The organism is Rheinheimera sp. SA_1 (assembly GCF_001669775.1).
GTDB lineage: Bacteria > Pseudomonadota > Gammaproteobacteria > Enterobacterales > Alteromonadaceae > Pararheinheimera.
Genome location: NZ_LXWK01000018.1, coordinates 329,703 through 342,256, shown reverse-complemented (window position 1 = coordinate 342,256; position 12,554 = coordinate 329,703). Strand labels below are relative to the sequence as shown.

Annotated in this window: 9 protein-coding genes; 4 read left to right on the top strand and 5 right to left on the bottom strand. The window is 50.7% G+C overall.

What is annotated here, in order from left to right:
• Positions 1-167: 167 nt before the first annotated feature.
• The 3 genes from A5320_RS19215 to A5320_RS19205 all read right to left on the bottom strand — a co-directional run bounded on the left by A5320_RS19215 (position 168) and on the right by A5320_RS19205 (position 4,521).
• On the bottom strand, positions 168-902 hold the full coding sequence (locus A5320_RS19215; RefSeq protein ID WP_068068953.1) for a phosphoadenylyl-sulfate reductase: 735 nt from the start codon (positions 900-902) through the stop codon (positions 168-170).
• 62 nt (positions 903-964) lie between these two features.
• Complete coding sequence (gene cysI, locus A5320_RS19210) at positions 965-2,713, bottom strand: assimilatory sulfite reductase (NADPH) hemoprotein subunit (RefSeq protein ID WP_197490198.1); 1,749 nt, start codon at positions 2,711-2,713, stop codon at positions 965-967.
• A complete protein-coding gene (locus A5320_RS19205) occupies positions 2,713-4,521 on the bottom strand; it encodes an assimilatory sulfite reductase (NADPH) flavoprotein subunit (protein ID WP_068068949.1) in 1,809 nt (602 codons plus the stop codon). Before A5320_RS19205 ends, cysI begins: the two co-directional genes overlap by 1 nt.
• A gap of 310 nt (positions 4,522-4,831) precedes the next feature.
• On the opposite strand from A5320_RS19205, the gene A5320_RS19200 reads away from it, so the two are divergent.
• From A5320_RS19200 to A5320_RS19190, 3 genes are all read left to right on the top strand, one after another.
• Complete coding sequence (locus A5320_RS19200) at positions 4,832-5,650, top strand: DUF2884 family protein (RefSeq protein ID WP_068068947.1); 819 nt, start codon at positions 4,832-4,834, stop codon at positions 5,648-5,650.
• A gap of 77 nt (positions 5,651-5,727) precedes the next feature.
• Entirely contained in the window at positions 5,728-6,093 is a 366-nt protein-coding gene (locus A5320_RS19195; protein ID WP_231916786.1) for a RidA family protein, read from the top strand.
• A 358-nt stretch (positions 6,094-6,451) separates the two neighbouring features.
• Positions 6,452-8,224, top strand: a complete 1,773-nt coding sequence (locus A5320_RS19190; protein WP_068068941.1) for an alpha-amylase family glycosyl hydrolase — start codon at positions 6,452-6,454, stop codon at positions 8,222-8,224.
• A 36-nt stretch (positions 8,225-8,260) separates the two neighbouring features.
• Here the strand turns inward: A5320_RS19190 and A5320_RS19185 are convergent, their stop codons facing one another.
• Together A5320_RS19185 and A5320_RS19180 are read right to left on the bottom strand one after the other, a co-directional pair.
• Positions 8,261-9,946: an ATP-binding protein gene (locus tag A5320_RS19185; protein WP_157606098.1), complete on the bottom strand. Its 1,686-nt coding sequence runs from the start codon at positions 9,944-9,946 to the stop codon at positions 8,261-8,263.
• Positions 9,947-10,097: 151 nt separating this feature from the next.
• Positions 10,098-10,358, bottom strand: a complete 261-nt coding sequence (locus tag A5320_RS19180; protein WP_068068935.1) for a DUF1289 domain-containing protein — start codon at positions 10,356-10,358, stop codon at positions 10,098-10,100.
• A gap of 527 nt (positions 10,359-10,885) precedes the next feature.
• Between A5320_RS19180 and ilvG the strand changes: the two genes are divergently transcribed.
• Positions 10,886-12,553 (top strand): acetolactate synthase 2 catalytic subunit, encoded by a 1,668-nt coding sequence (ilvG, locus tag A5320_RS19175; RefSeq protein ID WP_068068932.1) that lies wholly within the window; start codon positions 10,886-10,888, stop codon positions 12,551-12,553.
• Position 12,554: the final 1 nt, after the last annotated feature.

Below are 12,554 nucleotides of genomic sequence, written 5' to 3'. Positions count from 1 at the left end.
TAGGCGTCTAAGAATTTCAAAACCAGAAACACCCCCGCACAAGGTAGTGATTTTGTTAGTTGATAACGCTTTTAGCAACAATTTGAATGTGCGGCATACAGAGTATGCCGCAACTGATCTAAGAGATGTTTGATAATAAACTGAGGCTTAAAAGGTAGGAAACTCTATTAAATCCCCTCGCCATCCACATGCAAACCACACTCGCGGCCCATGCCGTTAAAGCGGGTTTCTTCTTCGGTCATGCCAAATTCCAGCGGTCGGCTGGAGTGGGTGTCGCCGACTGAGACATAACCCTGCTCCCATAATGGGTGATAAGGTAAGTTATTGTCTTGCAGGTAATAGTGAATGTCTTTGTTGCTCCATTCGACAATAGGGCAGAACTTCACTACATCGCGTTGTACGCTGACAATTGGCGTATCGGCACGGCTGGCGCTTTGGCTGCGGCGTAAACCGCTGAACCAGCTTTGCACTGAAAGTTCATGCTGCGCCCGTACCATCGGCTCAACTTTATTCAGCTGGTTGTATTGTTTCAGGCCTTCGGCGCTGGTCCAGAGCTGGCCAAAACGGGCTTCCTGCCAGGCTGGGCTTAATTCACTGCGATAGACTTTGAGATTCAGCTGCAGCTTGGCGGTCAGCTCATCAATAAAGCGATAAGTTTCTGGAAATAAATAACCGGTGTCAGTTAAAACTACTGGCAGATCGGCTTGGACGCTGGTGCAAAGATGTAACATCACCGCCGCCTGAATACCAAAGCTGGAACTGAGCATATGGTTGCCAGGCAGTTCTTTCAGCGCAAATTCAATACGCTGCTGCGCGGTTAACGGCGCAAGCAATTGGTTCAGTTCCAGTAGCGCCTGCTGTTGTGCGGCAGGCTCCAGTTGTAATAACTGCTGATAACTCATTGTGTTAAAACTCCGGCCCTTCTTTAGGGATCAAAAGCAGGCATGAAAACCAGGCCTGGATCTCAGGCATGAAAATCAGTTTTGCTAACTTTCACTTCAGCCACTACACCCACCCGAATCACAAAATCACCAAAACATTCGCCGCTTTGACGCTCAACCGACCAACGGCCAATCAGGCCATCCAGCGCGGCCAGAATTTCCGCTTCGGCGACGTTATCTAAATACAGTTTTGGAATACGGGTACCGGCAGTATTGCCACCTAAATACAGGTTGTATTTGCCAGGACCACGGCCGACTAAACCAGCTTCCGCTAGCATGGCGCGACCACAACCGTTCGGGCAGCCGACGACACGCAGAATAATGTGGTCATCCGCTACGCCGTGTTTGGCCAAAATGCCTTCCACATGCGTCACTAAAGTCGGTAAATAACGCTCAGCTTCCGCCATCGCCAAAGGACAAGTCGGCAGCGACACGCAGGCCATTGAGTTTTTACGTTGTTCGGTCACAGAGTCTTCAATTAAGCCATGAGCGCGGGCAATGGCTTCAATCTGCGCTTTATCTGCCGCAGCAACTCCGGCGATAATCAGGTTCTGATTGGCCGTCATCCGGAAATCGCCTTGGTGAATTTTGGCAATTTCCGATACACCGGTCTTTAAAGGTTTGCCCGGATAATTCAGCAAACGGCCGTTTTCGATAAACAGCGTTAAATGGTGTTTGCCGTCAATGCCTTCGACCCAACCAAAACGGTCGCCGCGATGGGTAAATTCATAAGGGCGGCTTGGCTGAAACTTCACGCCAACACGGGCTTCCACTTCCTGTTTAAAGGTGTCGACGCCGATGCGGTCGATGGTGTATTTGGTTTTGGCGTTTTTGCGGTTAACTCTGTCACCATAATCACGCTGCACAGTCACCACATGTTCGGCGACTTTCAGCACATGTTCGAGGCCGATAAAGCCAAAGTCTTCAGCGCGGCGTGGGTAAGTACCTTTGTCGCCGTGGGTCATGGCAAGGCCACCGCCGACCAGCACGTTAAAGCCGATTAGCTGGCCATTTTCGGCAATAGCGACAAAATTTAAGTCGTTGGCATGCACGTCAATGTCGTTGTGCGGCGGAATGACCACTGTGGTTTTAAACTTACGTGGCAGATAGGTATCGCCCAGTACCGGCTCAGTCTCAGTTGTTTCAACCTTTTCTTCATCCAGCCAAATCTCGGCATAAGCGCGGGTTTTTGGCAGCAGATGTTCAGAGATTTTCACCGCCCATTGATAGGCTTGCTGGTGCAACACCGACTCCACCGGGTTTGAGGTACAAAGCACGTTGCGGTTCACATCGCCGGCTGTAGCAATCGAATCAATGCCGATGCTGTTGAGCATCTGATGCATTGGCTTAATGTTTGGTTTAAACACGCCGTGGAACTGGAAAGTCTGCCGGGTAGTTAAACGGATACTGCCGTACATGGTTTTTTCAGTGGCGAATTTATCGATCGCCAGCCACTGCGTTGGAGTAATGATGCCGCCTGGCATCCGCGCCCGTAACATCACATTGTGCAACGGTTCTAGTTTTTGCTCGGCGCGTTCGGCGCGGATATCGCGGTCGTCCTGCTGATACATGCCGTGAAAACGCACCAATAAGAAGTTATCGCCGGTGAAACCGCCGGTAATTTCGTCTTTTAAGTCGGTGGTAATAGTGCCGCGTAAATGATGGCTGTCGGCTTTTAACCGTTCGTTATCAGACAGCGCACCCTGCACTTGCAGCTCAGGGTTAATTGAGTGCTGAGTTGGGAGCTGTGTTGGCTGCTGGGGCGTTGTCATTAATACACATCCTTCTGATAACGTTTAGATTCACGCAGTTGTTCGAAATAATCGCTGGCAGCTTCATCGCTCAGACCGCCATGAGTTTGCGCAATTTGCAGCAATGCTTGATGTACGTCTTTGGCCATTTTGCTGCCATCACCACAGATATAAATATGCGCGCCTTGCTCTAACCAGGACCAGACTTCAGCGCCTTTGTTTAACAGTTTATCCTGCACATAGACTTTTTGTGCTTGATCGCGGCTAAAAGCTACATCAAGTTTGCTCAGCACACCGCGTTTTAAATAATCCTGTAATTCCACCTGATATAAAAAGTCCTGGGTGAAATGCGGGTTACCGAAGAACAACCAGTTTTGACCAGTGGCACCCGCGTTATCACGCTCTTGCAGGAAAGCCCGGAACGGCGCAATACCGGTGCCTGGGCCAATCATAATTACCGGGGTGTCGTGGTTTGGCAGGCGGAAATTATCATTGTGCTCAACAAATACTTTCACCTGCTGGCCTTCAGCTAACCGCTCGGCCAAAAAGCCGGAAGCGCCGCCTAAATGGGTTTGACCAAAGTTATCAAACCGCACCACACCCACAGTTAAATGGACTTCTTCACCCACTTCCGCCTGGCTCGAAGCAATCGAATACAACCGTGGTTGCTGTTTGCGTAGGCTGTCGACCAACTGCTGCGCACTTAACGAACCCGGATATTGCAACACCACATCGGCGGTTTGATGTTGGGCTAAAAATTCGCGTAACGCGGTTTTGTCAGCGGCCAGTTGTTGCAATGCAGCATTAGCAGTAGCGGCTGCATATTTTTCAACAAAAGACGGGTAGGACTGGGTCAGTTCAAGCTGCTCAGTCAGCAGTTGCTGCACTGTATGCTCAGCACCATCAAACTGTACTTTGCTGTCGGCAGCAATGCCGGTTGCGGCCAGTATGGCGGTAACCAAAGCCGGATCGTTGTGGAAATACACGCCAAGTGCATCACCCGGCTGATAAGTCAGGCCAGAATCAGCCAGTGAAATTTCGATATGGCGCACATCTTTGGTCGAATCGCGGCCGGTGATTTTCTGATTGGCGGATAACTCGGCCAGCAACGGATTTTGTTTGTTGTACAAACTATGATGGCCATCAGTTGCACCTGGCCAGGCAATCACTTGCGCTGAAGGGGCTGAATTGGCAGCTTTTAACAACGGCTCGAACTGGGTCAGCGCTTGTTGTTGCCACTCGCTGGCTTGTGCGTCGTAATCGACATCCAGTAATGCGGTCTGGTGTAAACGTTTGGCGCCTAAAGTGGCCAGTTTGGTGTCAAAATCAACGGCGGTCTGGCAGAAATATTCATAAGAGCTATCGCCCAAACCCAGCACTGCATACTGCAGTTGCGGCAATTGTGGTGCCTTTTTGCCAAATAAGAATTTATGGAAACTGACGGCCGATTCCGGCGGTTCACCTTCACCATAAGTCGATGCGACGATGATCAGGAATTTTTCTTTGACCAGCGCAGTGGTTTTGTAACTGGCGATATCAGCAAGCGCTACGGCAAAACCTTTGCTTTCAGCGGCCGCTTTGATTTTATTGGCGACGGCTTTGGCATTGCCGGTTTGCGAAGCATACAAAATAGTAAGGGTAGAAGCTTCAGCCACTTGGGTTGCCGCAACGGTTCCCGCCTGTTGGCCGGCAAATTGGGCGGCAGCCGCCAGATAACCACTGACCCAGGCTTGCTGGATTGGATTCAGCTGGCTGACCAGCGCCTGTAAATCTTTAACTTGCTGCGCACTCAGCGGGCTCGCTTGTGCAGTCAGTGAAGCCAGAAGCATAACAACACCTATTTCTAATCAATTGCCTGCATTTTAGCCGTCTATATGGATAAATCTGAAAGAATCGTTCTTTCCGGCTTATGCAAATTTGTTATATGGATGGCTCAGTCTGACATAGTGGTGATTTGGGCTGATCCGCTGCAACGGACGCAGCAAAAACAGGCGATTCTGACTACTATTTAGCATTTGCCACTACATTAGCCAGTGTTCATAAAGGGTTCACATGGTTAATGTTATTTAAAAACAAAGATTTAAAGCAATGGCACAAGCTTTGCGTTGCCAGCTTATCAACCATAAAAGGAATTCAAACATGAAAACGCTTATCGCTACTGCCCTGTTATCCTCCTTGACCCTGTCAGCCGCAGCTGCTGACAATTGCTCCCTCCAGTTTAAAGATGATTTAGTGATTGCCCCAACCAGCGTGCATTTAGAACGTTCGGAAAAGCAGTTGTGGCGCATTAATGCCGATGGTCAGTTGTGGCTCGACAATAAAAAAGTCAGCACCGACGCCAAAACCACCGCAGCTTTACAGCAATATCAGTCTGGCCTGCGCCAACAAAGTAAAGAAACCTTGTTGTTAGTGGGAGACGCCATGCAACTGGCCTCTGATGCGGTTGGTAAAGTGGTTGCCGGTTTTGGAGTCGACAACAACCAGTTAAAAAGCTCCGTTGATCAGGCGCTGAGTGGTCTGAAAATCAAAATTGACCACCTGGTCATTGCCAATGGCGACGAAATCCGGATTAACGGCAGCAATATTAATCAGGCCGACGGCAAGTTAGCGGCTGAGTTTGAGCAAGCGATGGATCAATCGATTGCCCAACTGACCGGCGCCGTAATGATGACGATGGGCCAGGCAATGATGCAGGGCGAAGGCAATTTCGAGCAACGGATGGAAAAGTTCGGCAAGAAAATGGAAACCTTCGGCAATGAAATCGAAATGGAAATGGAAAGCCGTGGTGATGCGCTGGAACAACGTGGTAAAGCGATTTGCCACAATTTACAGCAGCTCGATGCGCTGGAGCGTCAAATTCAGACCGCAGTGCCACAAATGACCGCTTACGATTTAATTGATATCACTAAAGAAGGCATCAAAAATCCGCTGAAAAACTCAGCAGGTCAGACCGAATAGCCAGTTTGTTTGAAAACAGTTAAGCTCCCAACCACTATTTGCCGCGCCAATGCGCGGCGTTTTTTTGGAGCCTTACTTTGACTAACAACAGCATGACGATAAAACGAATTTTACCGGGTAACCGATATTCAGAAGCGGTGATCGCCGGTGGTTTTATTTTCTGTGCCGGTATGGTGCCAGAACACACTGGCGGCGATATTGTGGCCCAGACCAAAGACGTACTGGCGCAGCTGGATCAGCTGTTAGCACAGTGTGGCACCGATAAAACCGCGGTGGTCGACACAGTGATTTATCTGGCCGATATGGCCGATTACACCGGCATGAATATCGCCTGGGACAGCTGGATTGCGCCAGGCCATGCACCGGCCCGCGCGACAGTTGAAGCACGTTTAGCCAATCCGGCGTGGCGAATTGAAATCAAAGTGACGGCTTTTACGGGCTAACAACAAATTTTACAATAGGATTTACAGCTTTAAGTAAACTGTTGTTATACCCAAAATCATTGGAGATGCAGGTAGGCGAACGAATGAAGGCAACAACCCTGCATCTTCAAGGATGAAGGGGATAACTGCAAACGTATGCAAGCACTGTTGTTGTAGAGGTTAATTGGTCTAAGCTGTGGTGATAATAAAGCCAGTTGCATCTGCGCTGGCACCTGCCCAAAATCATTGATGTTGGAGGTAGGCGGCAACTGAGCGAGCCCCCAGGAACATAGCTGTCTATGTGACTGGGGCGAGTTAAGGCGGCCAACGCCCCTACAACTTCAAGGATGAAGGGCATAATCACAACAGGGACAAGACGATGCAACTGCAATTTGTGTATAAGCCACTGGCGCTTTCAATAGCGTTGTTATTGGGTGCTTGTCAGCCCGCTGCTGAAAAACCAACACCAGCCACGTCTGAACCCGCGGTAGCGGCTGAAACGGCCACAGCAAAGGCTGCTGATCCAGTTCAACAAACTCAACCCGGCAAAGCCTGGTGGCAGGACGCGGTGTTTTATCAAATCTGGCCGCGCAGTTTTGCCGATTCTAATGCCGACGGCCATGGCGACTTTAATGGTATCCGCGCAAAAATTCCGTATTTACAAGATCTTGGTGTGGATGCTTTATGGTTAACGCCGATCTTTGAAGCCCCTTCGTACCATGGTTACGACTTCACCGAGTTTTATCAAGTCGAAGCCGATTACGGCAATATGGCCGATTTTGAAGGGTTGGTGCAGGAAGCCAAAGCGAAAAATATTCAAATTATCCTCGACTTAGTGATTAACCATATCTCCGACCAGCACGACTGGTTTAAACGCTCGGCCGCCGGTGAAGTGCCATATAAAGATTATTTTATCTGGCGTGACGAAATCCCCGCTGACGGCTGGGGTCCGGCCTGGGATGCCAGCAAAGTGGACCCGAAAATGGTCTGGCACTTTAACCCAACCCGCAAAGCTTATTATTACGCCGCTTTTGGCGGATCGCAGCCCGATTTAAATCTGACGCACCCGGATGTGGTGGCGGAAATGAAAAAAATGGCCAAATTCTGGCTGGATAAAGGCGTGGCTGGTTTTCGCTTAGATGCGGTGCGTTACGCCATTGAAAACGGCCCGGGCCAGCAAGCTGACACCGCAGAAACTATCGCTTACTGGCAGGATTTCAGTGCTTATGTGCGCTCGGTGCAACCCAACGCCATGCTGGTTGGTGAAGCCTGGGCTGATTTGCCGGTCGCTGCCAAATATTATGGCGAAGGCAAAGCGCTGGATGCCGGTTTTGATTTTGATTTTGGTTATAAAGTACTGGCGTTGTTACAAAGTGCTGGTGGGGTGAAAGCTGAGTTTGGCACCATGCAAGATGCAGCTGCGGAGCAAGAAAAAACTGGCGCTTCGCAGCACGAACTGCAAAAAAATTACCAGCAGCGCATCGACGCCGGTGTGCCGATGGGTTACTTCAGTCCATTTATCACCAACCACGATCAACCGCGCACTGGCTGGCAATTACAAGGTGATCAGCAAAAAGCCAAGCTGGCGGCGGCGATGTTATTCGCATCCCCTGGCAGTACATATCTGTACTATGGTGAAGAAATTGGCTTAACCCAGGCCTCTGATGCCGAGCATATTCAACGCCGCGCACCGATGTTATGGGATCAAACCGCACAAGCCGGCTTTACCACGGCGGCAAAATCCTGGGTCGAGTCGGCCGATTTATTCCCGCCACAACATGGTACCGACTGGTGGGCACCGTTTTTAGCGGCGCAACTCAAAGGTGGTCTGACCGTTGCTGAACAACAGCAACAAAAAACCTCGTTATGGTCGTTATATAAAATGCTGATCCAATTGAAAAAACAACGACCGGAGCTCGGTGTGGCCGGCGAGTTTACAGCCACAACAGACACCTCAGGTCAGTTGCTGCAAATCACCCGGCAACTCAATGGCAAAAGCACAGTATTTGTGCTGAATATGTCGGCCGAGCCGTTGACGTTAACCGCCGGGCAGTTACCGGACAGCAGCTTTCAACTGGCTTGGGCTGAACAGGCCGATCCGGCAGCTGCTACCACACTCGCACCATGGCAGCTGCGGATTTATCACAATTAAAGATGGCGAGATGCCGCAAGCTTATACCTTTCATTCTCAAAGATGCGGCGTTTCGTGCCCATTTTGCTGATGCCTTGGTAAATCTATAATAAAGCTGCTGCCTTCACCGGCAGCACTGACATAGCGGATCTGCCCACCATGTTTTTCGACAATGGCTTTGCTGATGGTTAGCCCAAGCCCGGTGCCGCCACGGGCGCGGTTATCGGCGGCGTCGGACTGACTAAAAGGCTGAAAAATCCTCGTTTTAAAGCTATCTGGGATCCCCAGGCCCTGATCCGTCACGGTCAGGCGCAGCTGATCCGGATTGGTCTGCTCCAGATGCAATGAAACACTGCTGTTGGCTGGCGAAAACTTGGCGGCGTTTGACATTAAATTCGCCAGCACCTGCATCATCCGGTCAGGATCGGCCGACAATGTGGTGTCTGGCGCAGTGACGGTGACATGGAAATTGACCTGATGGGCATCGGCATAACTTGCAAGTTCCTGCACGGCATCGTGCAGCAGCTGCGCCAAATCAACCGGCTGAAAATGGTATTCCAGCTGATTGGCTTCAATCTTTTGTAAGTCCAGAATGTCATTGACGATCCGCAATAACCGTTGTGAATTTTGATTAGCAATTTGCAGCATATTCATCATTTTAGCTGGCGGTTCACCGACGGTATTGCCCAGAATTAACCCCAGCGCCCCGCGGATTGACGTCAGCGGTGTCCGCAATTCGTGGCTGACGGTAGAGACAAATTGGTCCTTTAACAGCGCCAGCCGCTTGCGTTCGGTGATGTCCTGAAACGAAGCAATGCCATAAGCCAGTTCACCTTCAGCGTTGTAACCGGGGCGGCCCCAGGCTTGCAGTTGACGGCGCTGGCCATCTTTAATGATTTCGATATCGTCGACAATGCAGGTTTCACCGCGAAGTGCGCGCATGCCCGGCATATCCTGCGGTGGATAAGGGAGCTCGGTGCCGCTGATCACCACCTTGTCATTACCGCTGGCATCAGGATGTAACAACGGACCAAGCATCGAAGTTGCAGCATGATTCTGGTAATACGGCTGGCCGTTTTTATCGCGCACCAACACGCCCAAAGGTAAATCGTCAATCCATTGCCGGAACTGATGTTTGGTGGTGACTTTACTGGCCTCGTTGTATGAAAGCAGCGCGCGGATCACCACATAAAACATCACTGAATTCACAATGATATAGGTCGCCCATGACGATGCTTGCTGCAAATACAAATTGGCATCGACCTGTAGTTGTAACAGGCCACTGACAAAACCAAAGGCAATCAGACTTAAAGTCACCAGGGTCAGCAGCGCTAATCCAATGGCAACTTTGATGGAATACAGCACATGAGCAACCAGGCAACTGACTACCAGCCACCAAACGCCGGGCGATGCCATACCAAAAGTGAAAATCCCCGGCACGCCAATCAACCAGAAGGTAAACAGCAACAACGAGGATTTCATCTGCAATGACAAACGTTTGGTGTTGAGGGCGATCAGAATGATCAACAGACCATAGGCCAGATGCAAAGTGTAAATGGGAAGCCAGCCGCTCATCAGGGACCGCGACACCGACAGCGGTACGCCAATCAGGATGATAATAATAAAACTGCGCCAGATGGAATCGGCGAAGCGATGTTGTATTTGCAGTAATTGCTGCTGCAAGTCTGAATTGGCAACCGAGTTGGTAGCCGGGTTGGATTCGTTGCGGGGAGTTGCTGGCAATGGCGGGATCCAGTCATTTAAAGGCTGCTCTAACTGTATAGAGTGCGGCAATATTAGGCAAATTGGTTGCCGAAATTTCTGCGTTGGAAGTTATCAGGCAGGCATTTCAGCTAAATTAATTCACCGCCGCCAGCCAAGAAACTCACTGGATTTAACCAAATAAATCCGGGGTAAAAGGCGTTTGATCGGCTTCCAAACCTGCGTCCGGTTTACCGGCCTGACGGGCGGCATCACGGCGGGCGCGGCGTTGTTCCAGCAGTTTCAGAATTTTGGCGCGTTCCGCCGCTGGTTTTAATGGCCAGTTAAATCGTTCATCCCGCGAGCGCAGACATCCAATGCAATAACCGCGGTTATTGCTTTGGCAGACCCCAATGCAGGGGTTGGGTAAGTCAAACAGCTCAAGTTGATCCACGCCTGACAGCGCTCCGGCAGCGAAAATAGTGTGTCTGTCGCCTGAGTCTACTCAATTGTCGGCTGGCTTGCCAGCGTGAAACGCCTGCCGAAACTGGTTACATCTTTCCCTGAAATGTTGTTTATTTAACATGCAACGGCCGCCAATAGCCATTTGAACGGCTATTTTCAGGCAAAAGCAAAAAAACGATTGACTTAGGCCTTTCAGACGGCTATTTCTAATAGCAATTCGCACCAGCTCAGCTGGGCACCTTGTTTCAATAGATAACCAACAGAGTTATTAATACCAAAATGAATTTAGTAAACAACCTGAACATTATTGTGGTCCTCGTCGTGGTGATTATTAGTCGCCGCGGGGGCTGCCGTTTGGGTTTCAGATAGACGAAGAAACCAGATACCAGCAAAACCCCCGCACCGAAAGGTCCGGGGGTTTTGTCGTTTATGGGGGTCAGAGTCAATTGTTAACAACATCGTTGTTAACAATTGACTCTGACCCCTCAGTTAACAAATGCGAAAAAGGAAAAGGGTATGACGGGCGCGGAATTAGTGATCAAGTTGCTGACAGAGCACGGTGTGGAGAGCATTTTTGGCTATCCTGGCGGCGCTATCATGCCGATTTACGACGCGCTCTATCAAAGCCCGGTCAAACATTACCTCTGTCGCCATGAACAAGGCGGCGCCTTTTCGGCGATTGGCTTTGCCCGAGCTTCCGGCAAAACCGGCGTTTGTATGGCGACGTCTGGCCCTGGTGCTACCAACCTCATCACCTCGCTGGCCGATGCCTTGCTGGATTCAGTGCCGGTAGTTGCCATCACCGGTCAGGTGTCGCAAGCAGTAGCAGGCACAGACGCGTTTCAGGAAGTGGATGTATTGGGCCTGTCGCTGACGGTGACCAAACACAGCTTTTTAGTGAAGAACGTCAATGATTTAGCCGATACCTTACGCCAGGCCTTTGTACTGGCGCAAAGCGGTCGCCCTGGCCCGGTGTTGGTTGATATTCCAAAAGATGTGCAACTGGCGCAGGTTGAGTATGTGGTGCCGCGCTCGTTAGCCGCTGTGGAAACTTCCCAAGCCGCTATGCCATTGCAGCAACTGCAACTGGCACGCGAGCTGATCGCCAGCGCGAAAAAACCAATCGCCTACATCGGCGGCGGCGTGCATATGGCGGGTGCGTTAACCGAACTAAACGACTTCTTGCAAACCACCGGCATGCCAAGCGTCACCACCTTAAAAGCCATGGGCTCGGTGGATAAATCGAACCCTTATTATTTGAGTATGTTGGGCATGCACGGCACCCAGGCGGCGAATATCGCGGTGCAACAAACCGATTTATTAATTTGCTTAGGCGCGCGTTTTGATGATCGTGTCACCGGCAATCTGCAAAAATTCGCGCCTGAAGCCAAGGTTATTCACATCGATATCGACCCGGCCGAACTGAATAAATTACGCCGCGCTGACTGCGCCATGCTCGGCGATTTACGAGCGTTACTGCCGCAAATGGCAGTGGCGACCAACTGCGCCGACTGGCAACAATATTGTCTGAACCTGAAACTGCAACACGGCTGGCGGTACGATCATCCGGGCGAGCGCATTTATGCACCGTTATTGCTGAAACAACTGAGCGAGCGGATGCCGGACAATTCAGTGGTCAGCTGCGACGTTGGCCAGCACCAGATGTGGGTGGCACAGCATATGAGCTTTAACACGCCGCGTAATCATTTAAGCAGCGGTGGTTTGGGGACTATGGGTTTTGGTTTGCCAGCGGCGATTGGCGCGAAAATCTCCCGCCCGAACGATACTTCGATTGTAGTGAGCGGTGATGGCTCTTTTATGATGAATGTGCAGGAACTGGCCACCATCAAACGCTTCCGCCTGCCGGTGAAAATTGTGGTGATCGACAACCAGCGCCTTGGCATGGTGAAACAGTGGCAGCAGCTGTTTTTTAATGGTCGTTATAGCGAAACCGATTTATCGGACAACCCGGATTTTGTGTCTTTGGCCGCCGCTTTTGCCATTCCGGGCCATAGCATCAGCCGCAAAGACGAAGTCGCCGACGCGCTCGACGCCATGTTCACCTGGCCCGGCCCGTATTTATTGCACGTTCGCATTGATGAAACCGACAACGTTTGGCCCTTAGTACCGCCAGGCGCCGCCAACCACGACATGATGACCGATTTGCCACAGTGGGAAGATTAAC